A 26,464-nucleotide genomic window follows, 5' to 3' on the forward strand; every position below is an offset into this window, starting at 1 on the left:
GTTTCAACCGACGGATTTCGGCAAACGCGGCTTCGATCTTGCGCTGCAATTCTCATCGCCGCGCAATGCTTCGCTTGCCGAAACGCCGATCGCCGCGATGGACTGGGTGGTTTGTGTCGCGCCGTCCGTGTTGATCCGGGAGGGGCGCCCGAGTGCGCCCGCTGACCTGGCGCGCTTTCCCTGTATGGTGCATGAAAGCGCGTTGCCCAACGACCGCGTCTGGAGGTTCGAGGGCCCGCGTGGTCCGGTGACCGTCAAGATCGCGGGCACCTTCACCTCGAATTCGGCGCTCGCCCTGCGCAAGGCCGCGGTTGCGGGTCTTGGCGCCGTATTGCTGCCGCGTTACGTCGTCGCCGATGATCTGGCTACAGGCACGCTGGTGACGCTGTTTCCGCGCCATCACGTTGCGGCGCGCCCGCTGATCGCGGTCTATCCGCGCGCGCCGGAGACCCCACTGAAGGTGAGGGCTTTCACCGCCTTCCTGACCGACTGGATCACGGCGCGCGGCAGCAATCTCACATCGACGCGGATGCAGACGGCGGCAAATCTGCGTTAGCGCCCCCCAAGCCCGATGCATTCTCAGCAGATTGGCGTTGTATTGCTGCGCAGGTAATCGAATCTCAATCGTTACCTGCTAGATTAATCGCGCCCTTACGTGACGGCTAATCCGGGCCAGCACCATGCAATTGTCAGCTCTCCCGAACGCAGAAACGCACGCGATGCCCGACGCCCGCATCGATCTGCCCAAGCAGGGCGATGCGCCGGCCATCGCCCGCTGCTTCACGGAAGTCTATGGCGACCGCTATGTTCATGCCGAGGTTTTTTGCCCCGATCGCTACTGGGCCAAGGTCGAAAGCGGCGAAGTAATTCCGGTGGTGGCGCGCGACGACGATGGCGCAGTGATCGGCCACCTTGCGCTGGAACGCGAGCCGGGCTCGCTGGTGGCCGAACGTGGGGAGGCCGTCGTGTTGCCGGCCTATCGGGGACATCATCTCCTGGAACAGATGACGGAGCGGCTGTCCGTCGAAGCGCCCAGGCGCGGCCTGCACGGCATCTATGCCGAGCCGCTCACCATCCATACCTTTTCCCAGCGCAACGACGAGCGGGCCGGCATGCCCGTCTGCGCCGTTCTGCTCGGCGTCAATCCGGAAAGCTTCCGGCCGAAGGACATCGCCTGTCCAACCGCCGGGCAGCGGCAGAGCTATCTTCGCACCTTCCGCTTCGTGCAGCCGCCCGCCGCGCGCAAGATCGAGGCGCCGGCGCCGTACCGTGATGTGATGCTCGATATCTATGCGCGTCTCGGTGTGCCGGTATCGGTCGCTGACGTTTCGGCCCCGGCGTCCCCGCAATCGCGCATGTCGGCCAAGGTCAACGATCGCGGCTATGGAACCATCCGGTTCGCGCAAATCGGCCGGGACTGCGCCTCTGCGGTTGAGCAGTCGCTGCGCGATATGCGCGGGGCAGGGGCCAGTTCGGTGCAGCTTGCCGCTCCGGTCGGCGATCCGGGCGTTCCGCATCTGACGAATGCCGCGCGCGCGCTTGGTTTTTTCTTCTGCGGTCTTGCACCCGGCTTTGCGGACGGAGACGACCTGTTTCTGCTTCAGCGGCTCGACGAACCGCTCGACACCGGAAAGCTCCAGCTCTTCACCGACCAGGCGAAAGAACTGGTCGCTTTCGTCGAGCGTGATCGGAGGGCAACGGCGCAGGTGTGATGATGCGCCTTGGCTGCTAGCTCGCCCGCCGCAACCGTGCCAGCAGCGTCACTCCGGCATAGCCATCTGGCTTCATGTTGATCTTGCGCTGGAAATTCGCCACCGCGCGCATGGTTTGCAGGCCGACGCGGCCGTCGGTGCCGCCGGTATCGAAGCCCAGGGCAGTCAGTCTTTGCTGGATTTCCTGCACTTCCGCCAGCGTCGGCGCGCGTTCGCTGTTCGGGAAGGCCTGTACGAACGGGCCGGCGCCCATCACGCAGTCGCCAAGATGACAGATGGCGAGCGCGTAGTTCATCGACGGATTGTAGCTTTTGACAGCGTTGAAATTGGCGCCGATCAGGAACTGCGGACCGCCTGCGACCGGCACCCAGCCCTGCGCGCGCGCCTGAGGCATTGCGTAAGGCTTGCCGTCGGCGCGCACGATACCGGCCTTCTGCCATTCCGCATAACTGTGCGTGCCCGACGGCGCGGGTCCCTTGACCTCATAGCCCCAGGGCTCGCCACGGCGGTAGTTGCCGCGCTGGATCAGATAGCGGCAGGTGCCGGCCAGTGCGTCGTCGGGGCGGCCGAACGGATTGACGCGGCCGTCGCCGTCATAATCCGCGCCGATGTTCAGCCAGACTTCGGGCATCCACTGGGTGTGCCCCATCGCGCCGGCCCAAGATCCGCGCATCTCCGACGGCGTGCTCCAGCCGCGCTCGACGATGCGCAGCGCGTTGATCAGCTCGGTTTCCCAATAATTGCGCCGCCGCGGTTCGTCCCAGGCCAGCGCAGCCAGACACGGAAAGACCGGCCGCATGTGATTTTGAAACACCACCGGATCGCCATAGGCGGTTTCCATGCCCCAGAGGCCGAGCAGGGTGACACGCGATACGCCGAAATCGGCTTCAAGCCTGTCGAACAGGCCTGAATATTGTCTGGCGCGCTCGCGTCCGGTGACGATGCGCCATTCGGAGACCCGTCGGTTGAGATATTGCCAGAGCTGTTCCTTAAATTCGGGCTGCGAGCGCTGCAGGGCGAACACGCCCATATCCGGCTTCAGTCCGGTCATCACCCGGTCATAGGTCGCACCCGAAATGCCGCGGGCCAGCGCCTTCGGCCGGAACGCTGCGACCCATTGTTCGAACGGCTGTTCGGCTTTCTGCGCCTGAAGTTCGCCGGGCAGAACGAGCGCGGCAGCGGAGGCGAGCCCCCCGCGCAGGATGTGCCGCCGGTGCAGCCGCGAATCGTCAAAGCGAAACATAGCCAATCCTATCGGATGCGACCTTGGCGGCAATCGGGCCGCTCAGCGACGCTTGCGGCTTTGGGATTTTGCATAGCGGGTGCGCTGCTTGCTCCGGCTTTTTGTCGCGGCCGGCGCACCTTCTGTGTTCGATGCGGACGCGCCGGATCCGGCAATCTCCACCCCGCGTGCGCCGATCAAATGCTCGTAGGCGGCCACCAGCGTCATGTAAGGATTGACCCGCACATAGCCGTCGCGGGTCGGCACCTGCAATTCGAAATGCAGATGCGTTGTGGTCATGCCCGGGCGGCGGCTAAAATTGCTGATGGTGCCGAGCGGCTCGCCTTCCCTGACGATACGGCCGCTGACGATGCCGCCCGCATCCAGATGCTGCGGATGCATGTGCAGATGGCGAAAGCGCATACGTTCGCCGGGCGCATTGGTGACGAGAAAGAAGGAATCGTGCCAGGGCTCGCGCAGGATCATGCCCGCGCGTGCGGCCACCACCGCGTCGCGATTGGCCGGGCAGTCGCGCTTGCGCGGACCCGGCGTGCAGGAGACGCCGAGGATATCCTGGCCCTGATGGCCGCGCCCGGACGGACATTGCCCGACGGCAAAGTCGCGCCGCTCGCAGAAATTGTCACGCCAGATGTATTTTGCGGGTTCTGGCTTGGAGCCGGTACCATCGGCTTCGTCGGCAGGGGCCCAGGCGATGACGAGGCCGCCGCGACGCCGGAACGCCTGTGTGTTGACATAAGCCGGCGCCTCGGCCGCAGGAAAACGGATACGCGCATAGACCGTGGGGTCGGCGACGCCTGCGGCCGCGCGCATGCCTGAGCCGGCAATCAGCTTGCCGACCGGGTGATACCGGAATGCATCCGATTGCGGTGCGGGTCGTTCTGCTGCGGCTGGCGGCGAAACTGTGGCAGAGACCGATGGGTTGCCGCCGGCAACGCGGAGCGCGCCGAGAAATCTCTGCGCGATGCGGTCGGCATTGCGGCAGGCAAGACGGTTGCGGCGCTGCGGCCCGTCGAAGCACTGGATCGAGACCACATAGGGTATGCCGAACCGCTCGAAGCTGTAGCGCAGCGTATGTTCGAGGATCTGCCGCCGGATGCCGGGGAATTCGGTTGCAATGTCGGCGGATACCGGCTGCTCGACGGCTCCCTTCGGCTGCGGCAAGTCGTAAAGCAGGTTGAAGCCGGAAATCTGCACCACGACAGGATATCTGTAAGCGATGCCCGACAGGCCCGGAGCGTCCTGCATGCGCAGGGTGAAGGTCGCGTCGTATCCGGTGGGTCCGACCTGGAAGAATTCCGTCGCAGAAAATCCCGACAGCAAGCTGCCCGTCGGCGTCTTGCAATCACCCGGTTGGTCGCAGGGAATTTTGTCAACGGCAAATGGCAACAGCACCGGCACCGGACTTCGCGCGATCCCCGGAAAACGCATCGCCGCGATCGACGCCGCGACAGAGAGCGGATCGTCCGCATTGTTTTGTTGTGGCACCGGCGCAAGCGCATCGCGCGCCGCGGACCAATCGGCCGTGTAGGAGAGCGTGCGCGGCGCCGGCCACGTGTCGTCGCTCCGCGCCAGCCCTGTCAGCACGATGATAAAGGCAAGTACGCCAAGGGTTCGCACGCAGCGTCACTCCGGTTGCGAAGCGATCTAACCGGCTTGGCTGTCCAGAAGAAACCGAAATCTCGTGCGGCGCGTCAAAAAGACCGCGAATCCGTCGTCCGGATTCGCGGCCGAAAATCTCAAACAACATGTGTCGAAAAAGTCAGCGTCTGTTGCGGAAAATCATCCATTCGGCTTTGGCTGCGTTGCGTCCTGCGGACAATCCGTGCGCGCTTCGACCGCCTCCCCATTGCGCTGAACGGTCGGTGCGGCGGAATTCTCGTGACCTTCCGCGGATGGAAGGATGGCGCTCTTCTCGACGGCCATCGCGTCCTGGGACGCCGAACCGGTGGTTTGGCCGGCACTCGACGGCGGACAAGTCGTCAAATCCTTGTTGGCGTCACCGCGTCCTTTCAGTTCTTCTGCAGACGCGACATGAATCGCGGCAAGCATTGCGGCTGCCCCGAGCATCAACCTGATCATCCGAAATCTCCATGAAAACATCACCTCAGCGATCCCGCCGCAATCGTGCATGACGTTGGCGCGCTACGGCATGACTTGGCGGCCCGACAACGTGCGGATTTCACAGAAGTTCCAGGTGCGCTGATTCTAGCGTGGCCGCCGTCGTGTGCGTGTCTGCCGGCATCGGGGCATCGCAGGCGGAACCACCATGGAGGCGGGCCATTGTCGACACGTGCGCGTTGAAAACATCGTCACGAAGGAGAAGTAAAATGTCCGACTACGATCCTAACCGATTGGATCCCAAACGCCCCGCCGGCCGTCCGACGGCCTATGAGGGCGCAGCGACAACCGGAGGCTTCAACTACGGTTGGGTCATAGGGGGCGTAGCGGCGCTCGTGGTGCTGCTCGTGGCGCTGAGCTTCATGGGCAGCGGCAGCGACCGAACCGCCGGTACTGCGACGGAGCCGCCGGCAACGACGGGTCAGGCTTCGCCACCCCCGGCCGCGGTCAATCCGCCCCCGGCGGATGTCACGCCGGCTCCCGCGCCGAATGCTGCCCCAGGTCCCGATGCAACGCCGGCCGAGCGCATGACGCCGCCTCCGGCAACGCCGCCCTCCAATCAGTAAGCGCGGCTCGGGTACAGCACGATTTGTTAGCGCTGAAATGTTTCGAGAGCCCCGGCTTGCGCCGGGGCTTTTCGATTCCGAGGCTGCAGCTCAGTGTTGCTCCAATTCGAAATATCTCTTCTCTCCGGCGCGTTCTGCGGAGGGGTATTTTCCAGCCTTGCAACCAACTTCGGCAGCACATTTCGCAGCCGCGGTGCCATACAGAGGGGGCCGCGCGTGCCTGGCACAAGCGCGAATGGAGCTGCGATGCGTTACCTGCCGCTGTTTTTCGATCTGTCCAAGGGCCCGGTCATCCTCGTCGGCGCGGGAGCCGAAGCCCGCGCCAAGCTTCGCATTCTGCAGGCTGCCGGTGCTGCGATCCGCTGGCACGTGCTGTCACGCGATGATGCGAACAATGCCTACGCCAAAGACGTCGAACTGCGCATCGGGCTGCCGGGCGCGGATGACTTTCTCGGCGCGGTCGCGCTCGTTGCATCCGCCGGCAGGGACATCGACGAAGAACTTGCAGCGCGGTCCCGCGCCATGAATGTGCCGGTCAATATCGTCGACCGACCCGATCTTTCGACTTTCATCTTTCCGTCGATCGTGGACCGCGGCGACGTCGTGGTCGCGATCGGCACCGGCGGCGCGTCACCGGTGCTCGCACGGCGCTTGCGCGAGACGATCGAACAGCTTCTTCCCGAACGGATCGGCGAATTTGCCGCCTTGATGGGCCGCTATCGGGACCGTCTGCATGCCCTGCGCCATCGTGGATTCTCGACCCGGCAATTCTGGGAGCGGGTGATTGACGGACCGATCGGCACATTGTTTCTCGCCGGGCGCAGCGCCAGGGCGGAGGCGGCGCTGATCCTCGCGATCGAGCGGGCGGGACTCGATGCGCCAAAGCAGGGCCATGTTCAGATCGTCGGCGCTGGGCCGGGAGATCCCGACCTTTTGACTTTGAAGGCCCTTCATGCGCTGCAATCGGCGGACATCGTCTTCACCGACGATCTGGTTTCGCCGGACATCCTCTCGCGGGTGCGGCGGGATGCCGAGATCGTCCATGTCGGCAAGCGCAAGGGTCAGCCCGGCATTGGGCAGGAGGCGATCAATCGCCGTCTTGTTGCCGAAGCGAAGGCGGGCCGCAAGGTTGTGCGGCTGAAGGGCGGCGATCCCTTCATCTTCGGGCGCGGCGGCGAGGAGCGCGAAGCGCTCGAAGAAGAAGGCATCGCGGTCACGGTTGTGCCCGGCATCACTGCGGCGCTGGGCTGCGCGGCGGAAGCCGGTTTACCGCTGACCTTCCGAAAGGAAGCAACGCGGCTCTCGATCGTGACCGCCAATACTGCGGAGGGTGCGGAAAAGATCGATTGGTCCGGTCTGACCGATCGCGCCACCACCGTCGCGGTCTATATGGGCCTGACGACGGCTTCGGCTGTGCGGGACGGCCTCGTTGCGGCCGGACGCGACCCGCGGACGCCGGTCGCGGTACTGGCTCGTGGAACCCGGCCGGATTCCCACGCCATCACCGGCACGCTGTCGCACTTGCCTGCACTTGCCGCTGCTGCAGGCCAGGGGCCGGCGCTGATCGTCGTCGGCGACGTCGTCGCGCATTCGCGCGCCTGGAAAGAGGCGGTCGGACACCTGGAGGCCGCAGAATGACCGCGCCGCAACAGCAGAAGCTTAAAGTGAAGGGGCCGGTGGTGATCACGGCCAACCGTCTGACCGATGGCGTAGTGGTCTATCGCACCGCGGAGCGCGGCTGGTCGACCGCCCTGCGCGATGCGGTGGTGACGACGACGGCAGACGAGGCGACGCGCCTCCTCAAGGACGCCAATGCAAGCGATATCGAGGCGGTCGGGGCCTATGTGGCGCCCGTGCTGCTCGATGGCGGCGACATCAGGCCGGGCAATTTGCGCGAACGCATCCGCGTGGCGGGGCCGACTTTTGCGTTGCCGGGCAGCGAGGCGGCATAGGCTATGTACGTTTACGACGAATTTGACCGCGCCGTGGTCGCCGAACGGGTCGCCGAATTCCGCGATCAGGTCGAGCGCCGGCTCTCGGGTGCGCTGACGGAGGACGAGTTCAAGCCGCTGCGGCTGATGAACGGAGTCTATCTGCAGCTTCACGCCTATATGCTGCGGGTTGCGATTCCCTATGGGTCGCTGTCGTCGGAACAGATGCGGACGCTCGCGCATGTCGCGCGGCGCTACGACCGCGGCTACGGCCACTTCACCACACGTCAGAATATCCAGTTCAACTGGATCAAGTTGGAGGAGATGCCGGAGGTTCTGGAGGTGCTGGCGCAGACGCATCTGCACGCCATGCAGACCAGCGGCAATTGCATTCGCAACGTCACCAGCGACCAATGGGCGGGGGTTGCGCCCGACGAGATCGAGGATCCGCGGGTTTATGCCGAAATCCTGCGGCAGCATTCGACCATGCATCCGGAATTCTCGTTCCTGCCGCGTAAGTTCAAGATCGCAATCACGGCGGCAAAGCACGATCGTGCGGCGATCCGCGTGCATGACATTGGGCTTCGGCTTCACAGGAACGATGCGGGTGAGGCGGGTTTCGAGGTCGTGGTCGGCGGCGGGCTCGGCCGCACGCCGTTCATCGGCAAGACGATCAAGCGGTTCGTGCACAAGCGCGATCTACTCAGCTATATCGAGGCGATCCTGCGCGTCTACAATCTCTACGGACGGCGCGACAATATCTACAAGGCGCGCATCAAGATCCTGGTCCATGAACTCGGCGCAGATAAGTTCGCCGCCGCGGTTGAGGAGGAGTGGCGCGCGATCCGGGACAGCGCGCTCGCTCTTGACGACGCCATCATCGCCGATATCGCCGCGCGCTTCCGCTATCCGGTCTACGAGGATTTGCGCGACGAGATCGCGCTGCTTCAGGCTGAGCGGACCGCCGATCAGGGGTTCGACGCCTGGTACAGGAACGCGGTCGCGCCGCACAAGGCGCCGGGCTACGCCATCGTCACGCTATCTCTAAAGCCCGCGGGCGCGCCACCAGGGGACGCCACGGCTGACCAGATGGATGTCATTGCCGATCTTGCCGACCGCTATTCGGAGGCCGAAATCCGGGTCGGGCACGAGCAGAATCTGGTCCTGCCGCATGTGCGCCAGCGCGATCTGCATGCATTGTGGCAGGCCCTCAATGCGATCGGGCTTGCGACGCCGAATGTCGGGCTGGTCTCCGACATTATTGCATGCCCCGGTCTCGACTATTGCAGCCTCGCCAATGCCCGAGCCATTCCGGTGGCGCAGGAGTTGAGCCGGCGATTTTGCAACATCCAGTCGGCGCGCAATATCGGTCGTCTGCACATCAACATCTCCGGCTGCATCAATGCCTGCGGCCACCATCACGTCGGCCATATCGGCATTCTGGGTGTCGAGAAGAACGGCGAGGAATTCTACCAGATTACGCTCGGCGGCCGCGCTGACGAGAATGCGGAACTTGGTGAATTGCTGGGCCCTGCAGTGCCCTACGAGCAGGTTGCCGATGTGATTGAGGATGTGGTCGCGGCCTATGTCGAGCTGCGCGCCCAGCCGGACGAATTGTTCATCGACACGGTCCGAAGGATTGGAGTCGAACCTTTCAAGGAACGTGTCTATGCCGCTCATTAGAAATGGCGAAACGGTCGAAGACCCCTTTCTTCGCGTCGAGGACGATGCGCCGCTGCCGCCCGAGGGCGCGGTCCTCCTGACTGCGACGCAGTTCATGGCGCGCGCGGAGGAGGCTGCCGGGCGGGCGGGGCCGACCGGGGTGATCTGGCCGAATGATCGCGACGTCGCCGAACTGGCTCCCTGGCTCGACCGTCTCGCGATGATCGCGCTGGTGTTTCCGACTTTCAAGGACGGCCGTGCCTATAGCCAGGCGCGGACGTTGCGGGAGCGGCTCGGCTTTACCGGCGAACTCCGCGCGACCGGAGACGTGCTGCGCGACCAATTCCTGTTCCTGCACCGCGCCGGCTTCGACGCCTTCGAGGTCAGGAAACCCGAAGACGCGAAGGCCTTCTGCGAGGTGTTGCAGCGTTACAACGTATTCTATCAGCCTGCTGCGGACGGGACACCCGGAGCATTGCGTCGGCGTCTGTTTATTGCTTCCAGGCCTCGTGCCGGCATAACAGAGCTTGCCTGATGACCGTCCCGGAAACCCTGCACGCCCGCGTCGCGCGCCTGAACGAGGCGCTGGCGTCGGCGTCTCCCGCAGCCGTCATCGAAAAGGCGATGGAGGCGGTGCCGGCTGGACGGCTCGCCGTGGTCTCGTCGTTCGGCACTGAATCCGCCGTGCTCTTGAAGTTCGTCGCCGATGTCGATCCGGGCCTTCCTGTCCTGTTTCTCGATACCGGCATGCTGTTCGAGGAGACGCTGGATTATCGTGATCGGCTGGTCGACTTTTTCGGGCTGACCGACGTGCGCTCCCTCAAGCCGCAGATCGAATTGCTGGAGCGGCGCGATCCTCATCGCGATCTGTGGCTGCGCGATACCGAGAGCTGCTGTCATATCCGCAAAGTCCGTCCGCTGTCGGATGCGCTCGGCGGTTTCGACGGCTGGATGAACGGCCGAAAGCGCTTTCAGGGCGGCGCCCGCGCTGCGATCGCGCATGCCGAGACGGACGGGCAATTGCTGAAGTTCAATCCCCTCGCGGCGCTGTCGCAAAATGACATCGCGGCAGTCTTCGAAACAGCAGGACTGCCGCGCCATCCGCTGGAAAAGATGGGCTTTTCCTCGGTCGGCTGCATGCCCTGCACCAGCCGCACCCGTCCGGGCGAAGCGCCTCGGGCGGGGCGCTGGCGCAATACTGGCCGCTCCGAATGCGGCATCCACCGCATCGGTCTGCCCGCGGGCGCGGGCTGCGGCTGCTGACCGGCGCGGCTTCAGGCAGGGCAAACGCCGGATGCCCGCTTAGAGGTTGATTAAAATTTTTTCGCTAATTTGTCGGTCGAGCTGGCTCAAAGGCTGGCGTCGTGTTGCGTCAACGGTTCGCGTCATGAAGGTATCGACGATTCTGGCCGGCGCCGTTCTGATCGGTGCGGGCGGCTATCTTGCCCTTACCGACCGCGAGTCTGCTGTGGTGACGGGGACCGTTCCTGCCTCGGTGCCGTTGGTCGCGTCCGATCCGCGCCCGGCAATGCCGGTGGTTAACGTGGCGTGGCGGCGCGAGGGATTTGGGCTGACCACCTCTGCCGACGTAATAGTGCGAAACAATAACGCGTATGCAGTCCGTGTCGACCGGATCAGCTGCCGGTTCCGGGATGCGAGCGGAGCCGTAGAAGAACATGCGCAGGGGGTCTACCAGGTCATCCAGCCGCGCGCCGAAAAGATGATCAGGGATATCCCGCTCGGATTCGTCAGTTCCGACGCCAAGGGCATTGGCTGCACGGTCATCGGCGCCCGCAGGGGTCTATGAGCGCCGCCGCCGCGGCGAGGCTTCACGTCAGCCCGGCCAAGACGCGATCCACCTCGGCGAGCGCTTTCGCCTTTTCGTCGCCATTCATGACCGAGGCATTGAAGCCATTGCGCACGACGGCCACGATCTCCTCGCGCGTGAGCGAGAGCGCATCCGAGATGGCGCGGTAATTCTGGTTCACATAGCCGCCGAAATACGCCGGATCGTCCGAATTGACGGTGACCATCAGCCCCTTGTCCATCATCCGCCTGAGTGGATGATGGTTCAGATCGTCGATCACCCGAAGCCGCAGGTTCGAGAGCGGACATATTGTCAGCGCCATCTGTTCGCGCGCCAGCCGGCCGACCAGCGCCGCGTCGTCCAGGGCATGATTGCCGTGATCGACCCGCATCACGCCGAGAATGTCGAGCGCCTCCCAGACATAGCTCGCCGGGCCTTCCTCGCCGGCATGGGCGGTCAGAAAGAAGCCCTCGTCGCGGGCCCGCGCGTAAACACGGGCAAACTTGCTGGGCGGATTGCCGCGCTCGGCGGAGTCAAGCCCGACGCCCATGATGCGGTCGCGGAATGGCAGCGCGGCATCGAGGGTCTTGAGTGCGCTGTCCTCGTCGAGATCGCGCAGGAAGCACATGATCAGGCTCGCCGAAATGCCGAAGGCGGTTCGCGCATCGGCGACCGCTCGCGACAGGCCGTCGATGACGGTTTCGAAGGCGACGCCGCGGCTGGTGTGGCCCTGCGGATCGAAGAACATCTCGACATGGCGGACATTGTCGGTCTGCGCGCGCTTCAGATAAGCGAAAGCGAGATCGTAGAAATCCTGCTCGGTGATCAGGACCGACATGCCCTGATAATAGACGTTGAGAAAATCCTGCAGGTTGTTGAACCGGTAGGCCGCGTGGATGTCCTCGACCGAGTTATAGGGCAGGGCGATGTTATTCCTTCGCGCCAGCGCGAACATCATCTCGGGCTCGAGGCTGCCTTCGATGTGGATGTGGAGCTCGCATTTCGGCAAGCTCTTGATCAGCGCGTCGGGGGTGGCGGGCATCTGCGTGCTCCTGTTTCCGGATCGTCGTCCGACAGCGGTTCAATGCGTCGTGCGACAGCCGGACCCGAACTGTACAGGCGGGACGTTACCGGGGCGCAAATTTTTAGGGCTGGTTCATCGTCCGGAGGAGGCCCGCGTTCTAGCTAATCAGACGCTGGTTGGCGCGGTCCGGGCGGTGTTTTGGTGCCGCCGCAGGCGTTGAGCAGGATGGCGTGCAGGTCGGTCACGCCGAACGGGAAGTCCCCGCGGGCCACTTCGCCCGGCGGCAAAGTGATCCGCGTCGAGCCGAATTCGACCGTCGTTTGCCCGCCCACGAACCATGTACCGTCTGCCTTCTTGCGAAACAGATGGCATTCGACCTTGTGATCTGTTCGTAAGCCCTGAGCGCCGGCGTCCGGCAGCGTGTAACCGCCCAGCATTGCGCACATGAAAAGCTTGGCCGCGTCCTCGGTCCGGACTGTGAAGCGCGCCATCTTTGCTGCCTCGCTCCGCTCGTATCTGCTCCAGAGGCATTCACGCCGTCGGCGCCACAGCGACATGGTCAGCCGCGCATTCTGCCGCCTGCCGGGTTGTGGCGTGCAAGCAAGCCTAACCGGGCTTTTGCTCTTCCGGCTCAAAGCTATTCGGTTTGCGGCCAGCGTAATCAGAAGCGCCGCCCTCAACCGTCTCTCAACGAATGATATTGGCGTTCGTCAGTTGTACTGCAAGTCGTTCGGGAGCGCCTGATCGAACGAAGTTCCGTTCGGTGTAAGCGATTGCGCCGGGATTGGCGCGCCCAAGGGGACTCGAACCCCTGTTTTCGCCGTGAAAGGGCGACGTCCTAGACCGCTAGACGATGGGCGCTGACCGGCCGACAGGCCGGGCCGTTGTATAGAGATGGATTGCCGGGGAGGCAAGGCGGGAACGCGGCGATTCGACGAAATCCGCCTCGCCCCGGATCGGCCGGACCGAATATGCAAATCCGGCCGGCAGTGGTTCGTTTCGGACAGCGTTGTTTGACTCTGCGCCGCTGCCCGGGCCTTGGCTCACCAATGACCGGAATTGGGCATCGAGGCCCAGGGTTCCTTCGGAGGCAAGGCATCGCCCTTCTGCAAAAGCTCGACCGACTGGCGATCCGGCGCTCGCACGAACGCCATTTGGCCGTCGCGCGGCGGCCGATTTATGGTGACGCCCGCCTTCATCAGCCGCTCGCAGGTCTGGTAAATATCGTCGACCTCGAAGGCGAGATGCCCGAAATGGCGCGCCTCGCCGTAGTCCTCGGTGTCCCAATTATAGGTGAGCTCTATCAGAGGCCCTGGCCGGCCAACCCCCCGCGACTGCTCGACCGCAGCCTCGTCGCCGGGCGCCATCAGGAACACGAGAGTGTAGCGGCCTTTGGGATCTTCCCGGCGAAACGATTCCTTCAGGCCGAGCTTATTGCAGTAGAAGTCGAGCGCGGCCTCGAGATCGCGCACGCGCAGCATGGTGTGAAGATAACGCATGGTCCGGTTCCTGAGCGTCGCGTGGGTTCGGATGCCGATATCAGCTAGTCCATGCAAAGCCAAGGTCAAGCGGTTGCGCTGCGGCTGGCGCGACGCGATATTTGCGAGCGGATGTTTGCGCTGCAGATCTGACTTTGCGTTGGATAGGTGACCATGCGAAACCCGATCGTGCCCGATCTTGCGGCGGCAACGGCGGCCTTGCGCGGCATGCTGGATGACGCCGAACGCGTCGTGCCATTTACCGGCGCGGGCATTTCCACCGAGAGCGGCATTCCGGATTTCAGGTCTCCGGGCGGCTTGTGGACGACGACACAGCCCATCCCGTTCGACCTTTTTCTTTCGAGCCGCGAGATGCGCGACGAATCATGGCGCAGGCGCTTTGCGATGGAAGACTATTTCTGTAAGGCCAAGCCGACGCGTGGCCATTTGGCGCTGGCGTCGCTTTACCGCGCCGGCAAATCGCCCGGGGTCATTACGCAGAATATTGACAATCTGCATCAGGCGGCGGGCATGCCGCACGAAGCCGTGATTGAACTTCACGGCAATACGACTTTTGCCACCTGCCTGGATTGTGCCAAGCGCTACGAACTTGCCTTTATTCGGAAACGCTTTGAGGAGACCGGGGGCCGTGCGCCGGATTGCGATTGCGGCGGCCCTATCAAGACGGCGACAGTCTCGTTCGGCCAGGCCATGCCTGAGGACGCCATGTTGCGCGCAAAAGCGTGGGCCGAGGATTGCGATCTGTTTCTCGCCATCGGTTCGTCGCTCGTGGTATGGCCTGCGGCCGCTTTTCCGTTGCATGCCAGGAAAAATGGCGCGCGGCTCGTGATCATCAACCGGGAGGCGACCGAGTTCGATGAAATCGCCGATCTTGTCATTCGCAACGATATTGGCGATGTGTTGTCGCCGCTGATTGCTCACTGATTCGTGTCAAGCAACTTTTGCACAGGGCGCAAGTTAAACTTGCCCCGCTTGCATTTTCCGCTTTTACAAACATCCGCCAGTGTTAGTCTTGAGTGTAAGAGATTCGTTTCAAGCGTCCGGAAGAGACGCTTAATGGAAGCGGCGGCGCGGCGGTCATGGCGTCGGGTGAAATGGGGCCAAAAGTGTCCGGTGCGGGTTACGGTCTGGGGCCAGATCGTCATGCGGGGGTCGCGGACGAATCCAGCGGCACCCTGGTCGAGGTTTCTGGGACCATCAAGTGGTTCGATGTGTCGAAGGGTTTCGGCTTCATCATTCCAGACGATGGATCTCCCGACGTGCTGTTGCATGTCACCTGTCTGCGCCGCGACGGCTATCAGACGGCGTATGAAGGTGCACGCGTGGTGTGTGAGGCGCTGGCCCGGCCGAAGGGCATGCAGGCCTTTCGCATTCTTTCGATGGACGAGAGCACCGCAATCCATCCCGCGCAGCTGCCGCCGCCGCGCACCCACGTCACGGTGACGCCGACCTCCGGTCTTGAGCGCGCCATCGTCAAATGGTTCAATCGGCTGCGCGGGTTCGGCTTCCTGACCCGCGGCGAGGGAACCGCGGATATTTTCGTCCACATGGAAACCCTGCGCCGCTACGGGATGACCGAGCTGCGTCCGGGACAGACTGTGCTGGTGCGTTTCGGACCCGGGCCCAAAGGCCTGATGGCTGCCGAAGTGCAGCCCGACGGTGGTTCGCACGGACCCGCCTCCCACTAGCCGGACTTCGCCGCGTCAGTTCGCGGGCCGGTCCGCGACAGGCAATGAGCGATGGGTTTATCTTCTCCGACCTATTTTTTCGAGCTTCACCGGATCGCTGCGCTCGCCGCGTTGCTCGGTATGCTGGCCCAGGCGGCGCCGGTTCGCGCCGCCGAGGAGATGCTGGAGATCGTTACCGCGAGCGGCGTCCATGTCTTCACGGTTGAGGTCGCACGCACCGACGAGGAGCGGGCGAAAGGCCTGATGTTCCGCAAGGAACTGCCGGAGGGCAGGGGCATGCTGTTCGACTTCAAGCCGGACCAGCATGTCTCGATGTGGATGCGCAACACCTATATCCCGCTCGACATGCTGTTCATCAATGGTGACGGCACCATCCGGCGGATCGCGGAAAATACGGTGCCGCTGTCGGAAAAGACGATTCCCTCCGGTGGCCCCGTGAGGGGTGTGCTCGAAGTCATCGGCGGCACGGCGAAAAAGCTCGGCATCAAGCCGGGCGACAAGGTCGCCCACCCCCTGTTCTCGGACAAGTAAGAGGACCTGCCGATCCTGGGCCCGCCCGCGCTGTCGCGGCGCGCTTGCGGCGGCGCGGCAAAGTCCTTATTCATCGCTCCAACCGGCCGGATCGGGGCATAGCGCAGCCTGGTAGCGCATCTGCTTTGGGAGCAGAGGGTCGCAGGTTCAAATCCTGCTGCCCCGACCAACCGCTCCGCCGGTAAAACTGAGGATTGACGATCCGCATGACCGCACGCATCTACAAGCCCGCCCGGACTGCGATGCAATCCGGCACCGCCAAGACCAGAGACTGGATTCTGGAATTTGAGCCGGAAGCGCCGCGCGTGGTCGAGCCGCTGATGGGCTGGACCTCCTCGACCGACATGAAAAGTCAGGTGCGGCTACGCTTTGCAACTTCCGAGCAAGCGATCGCCTATTGCGAGCGTGAGGGCATCCCCTACCAGGTGTTCGAACCCAAGGAGCCGGCGCGGCGCATCATCGCCTATGCCGACAATTTCGCATCTCAGCGCCGCGGCCAGTGGACCCACTGACGGCTGAAGCGGTCCGTTAGCGGATCCGTCAATCTTTGATCGTTTTCCTTCATCATGTCGCGTTTGGCATCTGGTCCGGCACTCGGCTCCCGCGTTTGCGTTGTGCCCTGCGCCTGCGCATACTTGCCGGCAGAAACGTAACGACCGCCGGGAGGACGTCCGATGCCCAAGCCCCATTTTCTCAACCCGCCGACCTTGTCGAAGCCGCCGGGCTACAGCCATGTGGTCGAGATCAAGGGCCCGGGCCGTATCGTCTATATTGCGGGTCAGCTCGGGCTCGATACCGACGGCAATGTCGTCGGCGCGCCGGGCGATTTCCGTGCGCAGGCGATCCAGGCTTTCGAGAATCTGAAGCTCGCGCTCGCTGCGGTCGGTGCGGGCTTCGGCGATCTGGTCAAGATCAACAACTACCTCACCGACATGTCCCATCTGTCGACGTTCCGCGAGGTGCGGGACACCTATCTCAATATGGCCGCGCCGCCGGCCTCGACCACGGTCGAAATCTCCAAATTCGCGCGCGACGGCGCGATGTTCGAGATCGAGGGGATTGCGATCCTGCCCGAATAATGGCGACCCCGGGAGGGCTCGAACCTCCAGCCGTCGGATTAGAAATCCGATGCTCTATCCAGTTGAGCTACGGGGCCTTTGAGCGCCAGCCCCGGGCACGGTGGCCGGAGACCGGCGGTCCGGAGCAAGCGCCCATATAGCTGCGTTCGGAGCTGCCTTCAAACGCGGCCGGGAGGGGGCAGACGATTCGGGGGTTCTGCATAGCGAGCCGGACGCCGTGCTGCCCTATGGTGCCGCCGGGGCAAGTGGGGCGGCGACGGCTTCGGAGATCGCATCATCGCGGATATCCCCGAAACAGGGAGACCGGTGGGCGCCGACGACCCTGTGCGCGATATGGTCCGCGTCGAGGCGGCACGTTTCGCACGGACCGGACCGCATTATCCGGAAGGAGCGCCAGTTCACCGCGTCACCGCAAGTCCCGGATCGGCACGTTCGAAAACGGGCTGCAGAAGGCGCCGAAATGGGGCCGGCCGGTGATCCCGATCAAGCCCGACTGTAAGATCGTCTTTCCATTCGAGCAGAAATAAGCGCGGATGACTTCCGGCGGTGACGCGCCGGTGCGAGAGTCCGGGACTGGAATCGGAACGCTGGGGGATTACAGTGGACGGCATTTGGCGGCGCAGCCGTTTCGCAACGGCGCTGAGTGTGACTTTGGCGGCGTTTGCCGGGCCGGCATCCGCTGATCAGGGCGGGGTCAGCTTCTGGCTGCCGGGCCAGTTCGGCAGTCTTGCCGCCGTGCCGGGGACACCCGGATTCAATTTTGCGACGGTCTATTATCACACCTCGGTTGGTGCCAGCGGCGATGTCGCAGCGGCCAAGCAGGTCGAAATCGGGCGGCTGAACCGCAACCTCAATGTGAAGGTGAATCTCGACCTCGACCTGAAGGCACGCGCCGATCTCCTGCTTCTGGTGCCGGGCTACATTTTCGAGACGCCGGTTTTCGGAGGACAGCTCGGCGTCAACATGGCGATCATTCCCGGTCGTAATCGTGCGACGCTCGATGGCCAGCTCACCGCTTCGGTCGGGCCGCTGACCGCAACGCGTCAGGGCCAGATCAGCGATTCAGTGTCCGGTTTCGCCGATCTGTTTCCGCAGGCGACGCTGAAGTGGAACAGCGGCGTGCACAACTGGATGATCTACGGGATGACCAATATTCCGGTCGGCAGCTACGATTCGAAGCGTCTCGCCAATCTCGGTATTGGCCACAGCGCGATCGATGGCGGTTTCGGCTACACCTATTTCGATCCGGCGAAGGGGCATGAAGTTTCGGTGGTCGCCGGGACCACCTGCAATTTCAGAAATTCCGACACCGATTATCGCAACGGGCAGGACTATCACATCGACGCCGCCGCGGCGCAGTTTCTGTCAAAGTCGTTCTTCGTCGGAGCCGTCGGCTATTATTACGATCAGTTCACGGCCGATTCCGGATCGGCGCCGTTCCTCGGTCCGGTCAAGTCGCGCGTGCTCGGCATCGGTCCGCAAATGGGCTTCATCTTTCCGGTCGGCGAGATGCAGGGCTTTCTGAACTTCAAAGCCTATTTCGAATCCAATGCGCGCGACCGGCCGGACGGCTGGAATGCCTGGGTGACATTCGCGATTTCGCCGCAGACAAAGCCGCCCGCGGCATCGGCCAGCCCGCGCGTGGCGCTAAAATGAGACAGGGGGCGGCCGGTAATCCACAGACACGGGAGCGATGCGCGGCCCGGCCTTGCCGCCGGTTTCGCGCTTGTGATCGGCGGAACGGTTGACGCGGTATATAGGTCACGACCTCGACACCTTTTGCCGCTGACCTAATGTCGGTCCCGGCGCCGATGTCTCGGCCGCCCGGGGAGGAGGATTTCGCCCATGTTCGCGCTCACCCGCGCCGACCTGTTTGCCGCGCTGCTTGGTTTCGTCTGCGCCCTCTCAGTGTCCGATATCCGGCCAGCTCTGGCACAAACCCAGAATGCCGAAAGGCCGTTCTCGCGCGCCGATCTCGACGAGGCGGCGGTGCGTCTCGAGGCGCAGATCAAGGCGGATGCGGGACAGGTGACCAAGCCCGTGGTCCAGCTGCGCCGCGAGATGGACGAGGCGTTCAAGAAGAACGATTTCCGCACCGGCCTGCAATTGCTCGGGCAGATCGTGTCCGTCGAACCGGACGACGCCACGAGCTGGCTGCGTCTGGCGCGCAGCGTCGCGCAGATTCGCCCGGCGAACGCGCGCGAGCGCACGCTGCTGCTCGAGCGCTCCGCTACCGCGGGCTATATCGCCTATGAGCGCTCGGACAATCCGGCGGAGCAGGCGGAGGCCCTGCAGATCATCGGCAATTCCTTCGCCGAGCGGCGGGTGTGGCGGCCGGCGCTCGATGCACTGCGTAACGCGCTCGAATTGCGCGAGGTGGCTGCGATCCGCGCCCAATATGAGCAGCTGCGTGAGGAACACGGTTTCCGGCTGCTTGACTACACCGTCGATGCCGATGCCGCGTCGCCGCGCGCCTGTTTCCAGTTCTCCGAAACGCTGCCGGGCAGGCGCACCGACTTTTCGCCCTTTGTCGCCGTGTCCGGGATCGACCGCCCGGCGATCACCGCCGCCGAGAAGCAGCTCTGCGTCGAGGGCCTCAAGCACGGAAAACGCTACACCGTCACGCTGCGTGCCGGATTGCCGTCCACTGCGGAGCCCCTGGCGCGCGCGGCCGATTTCACAGTCTATATCCGCGACCGCCGTCCGCAGGTGCGCTTCACCGGCAGGTCCTATGTGCTGCCGCGCACCGGCCAGCAGGGCATCCCGCTGGTCTCCGTCAACAGCAAGGTCGCCAAGGTCGACATCTACCGGGTCGGCGACCGTAATCTGATCGTCACCGTGCTCGGCAGCGATTTCCAGCGCGCGCTCTCGCGCTATGACGCCGAGCAATTGCGCGACGAACGCGGCCAGCAGGTCTGGACCGGCGAACTGGCGCTCGAATACTCGCTGAATAACGAGGTCACGACCGCGTTTCCGATCGACCAGGCGCTCGGCGAACTGAAGCCGGGCGTCTATGTAATGGTGGCAGCGCCCAAGGATGCCGATCCGGGTGACGAATTCTCGTCGCTGGCGACGCAATGGTTCATCGTCTCCGATCTCGGCCTCGCCGCTTTTTCTGGTCACGACGGCATTCATGCCTCGGTTCATTCGCTCGCATCCACCGCGCCGGTCGCCGGTCTTGAGGTGCGGCTGCTCTCGCGCAGCAACGAGGTGCTGGCGATCCGCCGCAGCGACGTTAACGGGCAGGTGCGGTTTGAGCGCGATCTGACGCGCGGCGAGGGCGGTCTGTCGCCAGCGCTGATCGTGGCGGCAGCGGATGCGGACTATGCCTTCCTCAATCTGAAAGCGCCGGCCTTCGATCTGTCGGATCGCGGCGTCGCCGGTCGCAAGGCGCCGGAAGGGCTCGACGCCTTCGTCTATACCGAGCGCGGCGTCTATCGCACCGGCGAGACCGTGCACATCACCGCGCTGCTGCGCAATGCGGCGTCGGTCGCGCAGACCGGCGTGCCGCTCACCATCGTGGTCGAGCGTCCCGATGGGGTCGAATACCGGCGCATCGTGACAAAGGACGACGGCCTTGGCGGCCGTTCGCTGTCGCTGCCGATCGCCCCGACCGCCTCGACCGGCACCTGGCGGGTGAAGGCCTTTGCCGATCCCAAGCGCCCTGCCATCGGCGAGGCTGCGTTTCTCGTCGAGGATTATGTGCCGGACCGGCTTGAATTCGACATCGCCGCGCCGGCCGGGAAAATCTCGCCGGACGCGCCGGCCGAGATCACCCTGAACGGCCGCTTTCTCTATGGCGCGCCCGCCGCCAATCTCGTGATCGAAGGCGAAATTCTCGTCAGCGCGGCAAAGGAGCGGCCCGGATTTCCCGGCTACCGTTTCGGCACCGAGGAGCCGTTGGAGGCCGAGCAGCAGCCCCTCGACGAACTCGGGACCACCGACGAGGACGGCAAGGCTTCGTTCGCGGTCCCGCTCGACGCCGTGCCGACCACCGAGCGATTGCTCGAAGCGCGGATTGCGATCCGGCTTGCCGAATCCGGCGGCCGTGCGGTGGAGCGCAAGCTGACGTTGCCGGTGACACCCTCCGCGGACATGGTCGGCGTGCGTCCGCTGTTCAACGGCCGCTCGCTCGGTGAACGCGACAATGCCGGGTTCGATGTCATCATGGTCGACTCCGAGGGCAGGCGGATCGCAAAGAACGGGCTGCGCTATGAGCTTTCGCGTATCGAGACCCGCTATCAATGGTACCGCCAGCATGGCTACTGGAATTTCGAGCCGGTCAAGTCATCACGGCGGATCGCCGACGGGGCGATAGATGTTTCGGCAGAGGGTGCGCCGGCGCGGCTGTCGCTGCCTGTTACCTGGGGCCGCTACCGCCTCGACGTCACCGATAGCGACGGCGCCATCACGCAAGTCTCGTTTGATGCCGGCTTCTATGCCGAGGCCGGCTCCGATACGCCCGACCTTCTGGAGATCGCGCTCGACAAGCCGGAATACCGCGCCGGCGACACGATGACGGTTGCGGTGACCGCGCGCAGCGACGGCCGCGTCACCCTCAATGTGGTCGGCGACCGCATGCTGGCGACGGTGTCGGCCGAGGCCAAGACCGGCCTGAACCGGATCGAGATTCCGGTCGGCAAGGATTGGGGCAACGGCGCGTATGTGGTGGCGACGCTGCGGCGGCCGCTCGATACCGCGGCCAAGCGCATGCCCGGCCGCGCCGTCGGCGTGCAATGGTTTGCGGTCGACAAGGCGTCGCGCGCGCTCGGCATGGAGATGACGCTGCCGCAGGTGATGCGGCCGAATGGGGCGCTGCGGGTGCCGGTGAAGCTCAGTGGACTCGGCCGCGGCGAGGATGCGCGGATCGTCGTCGCCGCGGTCGATGTCGGTATTCTCAATCTGACCAATTACCAGCCGCCGGCGCCGGGCGACTATTTCCTCGGCCAGCGCCGTCTCGCCGCCGAGATGCGCGACCTCTATGGGCAGTTGATCGATGGCATGCAGGGCAGCCGTGGCGCGATCCGCACCGGCGGCGACAACGGCGGCCCCGCCATGGAAGGCTCGCCGCCGGCCCAGAAGCCGCTCGCCTTGTATTCCGGCATCGTGCAGGTCAAGGCGGACGGGACGGCAGAGGTCTCTTTCGACATCCCGGCTTTTGCAGGCACGATTCGGGTGATGGCGGTCGGCTGGAGCGCCGGCCGTGTCGGCCATGCCAGCGGTGACGTGATCGTGCGCGATCCGGTCGTGGTCACGGCGACTTTGCCGCGCTTCCTCAATACCGGCGACAAGTCCACGCTGCATCTCGACATCGACAATGTCGAGGGTGCGGCCGGCGACTATGCTGTCACCGTGGCGGCACAGGTTCCGGCCGGTGGCGGGTCGAAGCAGGCGCAGACCGTGGCGCTGCGCGTCAAGGAGCGGCGGTCCTTGTCGTTCCCGCTGGCGGTGACGGCGGCCGGCGCCGCCATCATTTCCGTCAATGTCGACGGTCCCGGCGGCTTCACGCTCGCGCGCGACTACACGCTCAATGTGCGGCCGGCGAACCAGTTCATGACCCGCCGTACCGTGCGCCAGATCGCCAAGGGCGAAAGCATCACGCTGTCGGACGATCTCGTCGCCGATCTCGTGCCGGGCACCGGCAATGTCGCGATCTCGGTCGGACCCTCGACCGCGCTCGATGCGGCGGCGATCCTGAAAGCACTCGACCGCTATCCTTTCGGCTGCACCGAGCAGATCGCCAGCCGCGCGCTGCCGCTCCTCTACGTCAACGATCTTGCGGCCGCTTCGCAGCTTGCGCTCGACACCGATGCGGATCAGCGCATCCGCGACTTGATCGATCGTATACTGGCGCGCCAGGGCTCGAACGGCTCGTTCGGTCTGTGGTCGGTCGGCGGCGACGATCCGTGGCTCGATGCCTATGTCACCGACTTTCTGACGCGGGCGCGCGAGCGCGGCTTTGCCGTGCCCGATGCGGCCTTCAGGCTCGCGCTGGAGCGGCTGCGCAACAACATCGCGATTGCGCCGGAGCCCTCGAAGGACGGCGGACGCGAACTCGCTTACGCGCTGTACGTACTGGCGCGCAACGGTACGGCGCCGGTCGGCGACCTGCGCTACATTGCCGACACCAAGCTGAATGCGATCGCAACCCCGATCGCGAAGGCGCAGATCGCGGCCGCGCTCGGCCTGCTCGGCGACAAGGCGCGTGCGGACCGGGTCTATCAGGCCGCGCTCGATGCGATTGCGCCGCAGCCGAAGCTGGAATTCGGTCGGCAGGATTATGGCTCGGCCTTGCGCGATTCAGCGGCGCTGGTGACGCTGGCCTCGGAAAGCAACGCGCCGCGCCAGACGGTGTCGGCGGCGATCTCGCGGGTGGAGGCCGCGCGGCAGCTCTCGGCCTATACCTCGACGCAGGAGAATGCGTGGCTGGTGCTCGCCGCCCGCGCCATCGCACGCGATGCCGCAGGCGTTGTGATGACGGTGAACGGATCGGCGCATCGCGGCGCGTTCTACCGCAGTGCCGATGCCGCGCAGCTGCGTGCGACGCCGCTGCGGATCGGCAATGGCGGGGAGGAGACGCTGCAGGCCGTGGTGTCGGTCACCGGCGCGCCGCTGGTGGCGGAGCCTGCTGCGGAGAACGGCTTCAAGATCGAGCGCAACTACTTCACGCTCAATGGCACGCCCGTCGACATCGCGCAGGCAAAGCAGAACGAGCGCTACGCGGTGGTTCTGAAGATCACCGAAGGCCAGCCGCAATTCGGCAGGATCCTGGTCGCCGATTATCTGCCGGCCGGTTTCGAGATCGACAATCCGCGGCTGGTGTCGTCGGGCGATACCGGCACGCTCAGCTGGATCGAACTCGCCAAGACGCCCGAGCATGCCGAGTTCCGCGACGATCGCTTCACCGCTGCGTTTAACCGCAACGCCAAGGACCCGGCAATCTTCACCGTGGCCTATGTGGTGCTCGCGGTAGCGCCCGGCAGCTACGCCCATCCACAGGCCTTTGTCGAGGACATGTACCGTCCCGACCGGTTCGGGCGGACCGCAACCGGCAAGGTCGAGGTGACCGCGGCGCGATGAGGCGCAGCCTCGCCATAGCGTTGTCGGGAGCGGCGCTTCTTGCCGGCGGCGCGTTCGCTGCCGGATTTTGGGCCCGTTCGTTGCCGCCGCTGCCCGATCCGGCCGCCTTGCCCTATTCGATCGAAGTGGTTGGCCGGGAAGGGCGGCTGCTTCGCCCCTATGCCACCGGTGACGGCCGCTGGCGGCTGAAAGCCGAAGTCTCCGACGTCGATCCGCGCTATCTCGCCATGCTGATCGCCTATGAGGACCGCCGCTTTTATTCGCATCGCGGCGTCGATCCGGTCGCGGTCGTGCGCGCTGCTTGGCAGTGGGCCGCGCATCGCGAGATTGTCTCGGGCGCGTCCACGTTGACCATGCAGGTCGCACGGCTGCTGGAGCCGCGCAGTGAACGCACGCTTGGCGCAAAGCTCCGGCAGATGGTGCGGGCGATTGCGCTCGAACGTGCGCTGAGCAAGGATGAGATACTGTCGCTCTATCTGTCGCTCGCACCCTATGGCGGCAATCTCGAAGGCGTGCGCGCAGCCTCTCTGGCCTATTTCGGCAAGGAGCCGAAGCGGCTGTCGCGTGCGGAGGCCGCACTCCTCGTGGCGCTGCCGCAATCGCCGGAAGCCCGCCGTCCCGACCGCCACATCGACCGCGCCAGGCGTGCACGTGCCCGTGTCCTCGATCGCGTTGCGGAGGCTACTGGTATTCCCGCCGACGAAGTGGCTGCGGCGAAAGCCCATCCGGTGCCGGCGCAGCGCAAGCCAATGCCGGCGCTGGCGCCCCATGCGGCAGACCAGGCTGTCGCTGCCGCGCCGGACAGCCGGCGCATCGAACTCACAATCGACGAGCGGCTGCAGCGTGCGCTCGAAATTTTGGCGCGCGATCGCGCCGATACATTCGGCAGGGAGGTTGCGGTCGCAATCGTCGCGGTCGAGCACGCCAGCGGCGAAGTTCTCGCCCGCGTCGCCTCGCCGGACTTTTTCGACAAGGAGCGGGCCGGGCAGGTCGATCTGACCCGCGCTTTGCGCTCGCCGGGCTCGGCGCTCAAGCCCTTCATCTATGGTCTGGCCTTTGAGGACGGTCTCGCCCATCCCGAAACCCTGATCGACGACCGGCCGGCGCGCTATGGCAGTTACGCTCCGGAGAATTTCGATTCGACCTTCCAGGGCACGGTGCCGGTCCGCAGGGCGCTGCAATTGTCGCTCAATGTACCGGCGGTGGCCTTGCTGGAACGGGTCGGCGTGGCCCGGCTTACGGCGCGGCTGTCCCAGGCGGGCGGGGGCATGGTGTTTCCGAAGGGCGAGGCGCCTGGCCTCGCCATGGGGCTTGGCGGCGTCGGCGTGACGCTCACCGATCTCACCATGCTGTATGCGGGCCTGGCCCGGCAGGGGATGACGGTGCCGCTGGTCGAGCGGCGCAGCGACAAAGCGCTGGCGCGGCCGCCGAGCCGTCTGCTCGACCGGGTCGCGGCCTGGTATGTCGGCCATGTGCTGAGCGGTACGCCGCCGCCGGACAATGCCGCCCGCAACCGCATCGCGTTCAAGACCGGCACCTCCTATGGCTATCGCGACGCCTGGGCGGTCGGCTTCGACGGCCGGCGCACCATTGGGGTCTGGGTCGGACGGCCTGACGGCGCCCCGGTTCCCGGCATCCTTGGCCGCACGGCGGCGGCCCCGATTCTGTTCGATGCGTTCGCTCGCACCGGCGATTTGCCGGCCCCGCTTGCGGCGGCGCCAAAGGGCGCGATCCTGTCGGCGAATGGCCGGCTGCCGCTGCCGCTGCAGCGCTTCAGCGCCGACGGCGAAGGCGTGCGGCCACGCAACCGTGTGCGCATCATGTTCCCGCCAAACGGCGCGCGGCTCGAGCTCGCTACGGCCGATGGCCGGCTGGAGCCGGTGGCGCTCAAGATTGCAGGCGGCGTCGAGCCGCTGACGGTCCTGGTGAATGGCGTGCCGCAGCAGCGTGCCTCCGGCCGCATGCTGTCCTTCGATCCAATGGGACCAGGCTTCGTGCGCCTGACCGTGGTTGACGGAAAAGGCACAGCCGACAGCGTGATGGTGCGGCTGCAGTAACCTTGGCTTTTCGGCCAAGGGCTTTTTCCCTATGGTCCGGCCCGCATGACAAGCGGCTGGACCAACGAGAGCTTCGCCAAGCGCGGACCGATTGATACCTGGCAACGGGGGCTCGGCGGCATTCTCGATTATGCATGCGCGACCGACGCCCGCGCGATCGTCATTCTTCTGATCTTTTCCCTGCTCGCATTTCTGCCGGGGCAGTCGAGGATCCCGCCGATCGATCGTGACGAGGCGCGCTTTGCGCAGGCCACCAAGCAGATGGTCGATAGCGGCGACTTTATCGACATTCGCTTCCAGAACGAGGTTCGCTACAAGAAGCCGGTCGGCATTTACTGGATGCAGGCGGCCGCGCTGAAGGCTGCGGAGACCGTGGCGCGGCGCGACATGGACACCCGCATCTATGTCTACCGCATCCCCTCGCTGATCGGCGCGGTCGGGGCGGTGATCGCGACATTCTGGGTCGC

The 26,464-nt window shown here is 64.7% G+C and carries 23 protein-coding genes and 3 tRNA genes; 19 read left to right on the forward strand and 7 right to left on the reverse strand.

All coding sequences use genetic code 11. The annotated features are described in order from the left end of the window. Together ACK41X_RS13620 and ACK41X_RS13625 are read left to right on the forward strand one after the other, a co-directional pair. Positions 1-556: substrate binding domain-containing protein (locus ACK41X_RS13620; protein WP_409724055.1), on the forward strand; the 556-nt coding region annotated here is incomplete at its 5' end. Positions 557-719: 163 nt separating this feature from the next. After that, the gene (locus ACK41X_RS13625; RefSeq protein ID WP_409724058.1) at positions 720-1,712 is read left to right on the forward strand and encodes an N-acetyltransferase family protein; all 993 of its coding nucleotides are present in this window, start codon (positions 720-722) and stop codon (positions 1,710-1,712) included. Positions 1,713-1,728: 16 nt separating this feature from the next. Here ACK41X_RS13625 and ACK41X_RS13630 read toward each other — a convergent pair whose 3' ends face one another. Together ACK41X_RS13630 and ACK41X_RS13635 are read right to left on the reverse strand one after the other, a co-directional pair. Next, positions 1,729-2,955 carry a lytic murein transglycosylase gene (locus tag ACK41X_RS13630; RefSeq protein WP_409724061.1) on the reverse strand — a complete coding sequence of 409 codons (1,227 nt, stop codon included), beginning with the start codon at positions 2,953-2,955 and terminating at the stop codon, positions 1,729-1,731. A gap of 42 nt (positions 2,956-2,997) precedes the next feature. Further along, entirely contained in the window at positions 2,998-4,572 is a 1,575-nt protein-coding gene (locus tag ACK41X_RS13635) for a M23 family peptidase (protein ID WP_409724065.1), read from the reverse strand. A 710-nt stretch (positions 4,573-5,282) separates the two neighbouring features. Here ACK41X_RS13635 and ACK41X_RS13640 point away from each other — a divergent pair. From ACK41X_RS13640 to ACK41X_RS13670, 7 genes are all read left to right on the forward strand, one after another. Then, positions 5,283-5,639 carry a dynamin gene (locus ACK41X_RS13640; RefSeq protein WP_409724067.1) on the forward strand — a complete coding sequence of 119 codons (357 nt, stop codon included), beginning with the start codon at positions 5,283-5,285 and terminating at the stop codon, positions 5,637-5,639. Positions 5,640-5,885: 246 nt separating this feature from the next. After that, on the forward strand, positions 5,886-7,277 hold the full coding sequence (gene cysG / locus ACK41X_RS13645) for a siroheme synthase CysG (protein ID WP_409724070.1): 1,392 nt from the start codon (positions 5,886-5,888) through the stop codon (positions 7,275-7,277). Beyond that, positions 7,274-7,591 carry a DUF2849 domain-containing protein gene (locus ACK41X_RS13650; RefSeq protein ID WP_409724073.1) on the forward strand — a complete coding sequence of 106 codons (318 nt, stop codon included), beginning with the start codon at positions 7,274-7,276 and terminating at the stop codon, positions 7,589-7,591. Before cysG ends, ACK41X_RS13650 begins: the two co-directional genes overlap by 4 nt. A gap of 3 nt (positions 7,592-7,594) precedes the next feature. Then, positions 7,595-9,253 carry a nitrite/sulfite reductase gene (locus ACK41X_RS13655; RefSeq protein ID WP_409724075.1) on the forward strand — a complete coding sequence of 553 codons (1,659 nt, stop codon included), beginning with the start codon at positions 7,595-7,597 and terminating at the stop codon, positions 9,251-9,253. Further along, positions 9,240-9,767 (forward strand): DUF934 domain-containing protein, encoded by a 528-nt coding sequence (locus ACK41X_RS13660; protein ID WP_409724078.1) that lies wholly within the window; start codon positions 9,240-9,242, stop codon positions 9,765-9,767. The genes ACK41X_RS13655 and ACK41X_RS13660 overlap by 14 nt, the downstream gene beginning before the upstream one ends. Next, positions 9,767-10,495 carry a phosphoadenylyl-sulfate reductase gene (locus ACK41X_RS13665; protein WP_409724081.1) on the forward strand — a complete coding sequence of 243 codons (729 nt, stop codon included), beginning with the start codon at positions 9,767-9,769 and terminating at the stop codon, positions 10,493-10,495. Before ACK41X_RS13660 ends, ACK41X_RS13665 begins: the two co-directional genes overlap by 1 nt. A 124-nt stretch (positions 10,496-10,619) precedes the next feature. Then, positions 10,620-11,039 carry a hypothetical protein gene (locus ACK41X_RS13670; RefSeq protein ID WP_409724084.1) on the forward strand — a complete coding sequence of 140 codons (420 nt, stop codon included), beginning with the start codon at positions 10,620-10,622 and terminating at the stop codon, positions 11,037-11,039. 22 nt (positions 11,040-11,061) lie between these two features. Here ACK41X_RS13670 and ACK41X_RS13675 read toward each other — a convergent pair whose 3' ends face one another. From ACK41X_RS13675 to ACK41X_RS13690, 4 genes are all read right to left on the reverse strand, one after another. Further along, entirely contained in the window at positions 11,062-12,081 is a 1,020-nt protein-coding gene (locus ACK41X_RS13675) for an adenosine deaminase (protein WP_409724087.1), read from the reverse strand. A 143-nt stretch (positions 12,082-12,224) separates the two neighbouring features. Further along, complete coding sequence (locus tag ACK41X_RS13680; protein WP_409724090.1) at positions 12,225-12,554, reverse strand: hypothetical protein; 330 nt, start codon at positions 12,552-12,554, stop codon at positions 12,225-12,227. Positions 12,555-12,848: 294 nt separating this feature from the next. Continuing rightward, positions 12,849-12,924, reverse strand: a tRNA-Glu gene (locus ACK41X_RS13685). A gap of 182 nt (positions 12,925-13,106) precedes the next feature. Beyond that, on the reverse strand, positions 13,107-13,562 hold the full coding sequence (locus ACK41X_RS13690; RefSeq protein WP_409724092.1) for a VOC family protein: 456 nt from the start codon (positions 13,560-13,562) through the stop codon (positions 13,107-13,109). Positions 13,563-13,769: 207 nt separating this feature from the next. On the opposite strand from ACK41X_RS13690, the gene ACK41X_RS13695 reads away from it, so the two are divergent. The 6 genes from ACK41X_RS13695 (at position 13,770) to ACK41X_RS13720 (ending at position 16,860) form a co-directional block, all read left to right on the forward strand. Further along, a complete protein-coding gene (locus tag ACK41X_RS13695; RefSeq protein WP_409724095.1) occupies positions 13,770-14,486 on the forward strand; it encodes an SIR2 family NAD-dependent protein deacylase in 717 nt (238 codons plus the stop codon). 155 nt (positions 14,487-14,641) lie between these two features. After that, positions 14,642-15,250, forward strand: a complete 609-nt coding sequence (locus tag ACK41X_RS13700) for a cold-shock protein (protein ID WP_409724098.1) — start codon at positions 14,642-14,644, stop codon at positions 15,248-15,250. Between the two features lie 51 nt (positions 15,251-15,301). Beyond that, complete coding sequence (locus ACK41X_RS13705) at positions 15,302-15,781, forward strand: DUF192 domain-containing protein (RefSeq protein ID WP_409724101.1); 480 nt, start codon at positions 15,302-15,304, stop codon at positions 15,779-15,781. Between the two features lie 92 nt (positions 15,782-15,873). Continuing rightward, positions 15,874-15,950, forward strand: a tRNA-Pro gene (locus tag ACK41X_RS13710). A gap of 37 nt (positions 15,951-15,987) precedes the next feature. Continuing rightward, complete coding sequence (locus tag ACK41X_RS13715; protein ID WP_409724104.1) at positions 15,988-16,293, forward strand: ETC complex I subunit; 306 nt, start codon at positions 15,988-15,990, stop codon at positions 16,291-16,293. A gap of 162 nt (positions 16,294-16,455) precedes the next feature. Continuing rightward, positions 16,456-16,860, forward strand: coding sequence for a RidA family protein (locus ACK41X_RS13720; RefSeq protein WP_409724107.1), 405 nt, complete (start codon positions 16,456-16,458; stop codon positions 16,858-16,860). On the opposite strand, the gene ACK41X_RS13725 is transcribed toward ACK41X_RS13720, so the two are convergent. Next, positions 16,861-16,937, reverse strand: a tRNA-Arg gene (locus ACK41X_RS13725). Positions 16,938-17,460: 523 nt separating this feature from the next. Here ACK41X_RS13725 and ACK41X_RS13730 point away from each other — a divergent pair. From ACK41X_RS13730 to ACK41X_RS13745, 4 genes are all read left to right on the forward strand, one after another. Continuing rightward, complete coding sequence (locus ACK41X_RS13730) at positions 17,461-18,516, forward strand: transporter (protein ID WP_409724110.1); 1,056 nt, start codon at positions 17,461-17,463, stop codon at positions 18,514-18,516. A 189-nt stretch (positions 18,517-18,705) separates the two neighbouring features. Then, positions 18,706-23,940, forward strand: coding sequence for an alpha-2-macroglobulin family protein (locus ACK41X_RS13735; RefSeq protein WP_409724113.1), 5,235 nt, complete (start codon positions 18,706-18,708; stop codon positions 23,938-23,940). Then, on the forward strand, positions 23,937-25,997 hold the full coding sequence (pbpC, locus tag ACK41X_RS13740) for a penicillin-binding protein 1C (RefSeq protein ID WP_409724115.1): 2,061 nt from the start codon (positions 23,937-23,939) through the stop codon (positions 25,995-25,997). The genes ACK41X_RS13735 and pbpC overlap by 4 nt, the downstream gene beginning before the upstream one ends. 45 nt (positions 25,998-26,042) lie before the next feature. Further along, the coding region (locus tag ACK41X_RS13745) for an ArnT family glycosyltransferase (RefSeq protein WP_409724118.1) at positions 26,043-26,464 on the forward strand (422 nt) is incomplete at its 3' end.

This window comes from Pseudorhodoplanes sp. (genome assembly GCF_046289595.1).
Classification (GTDB): domain Bacteria; phylum Pseudomonadota; class Alphaproteobacteria; order Rhizobiales; family Xanthobacteraceae; genus Pseudorhodoplanes.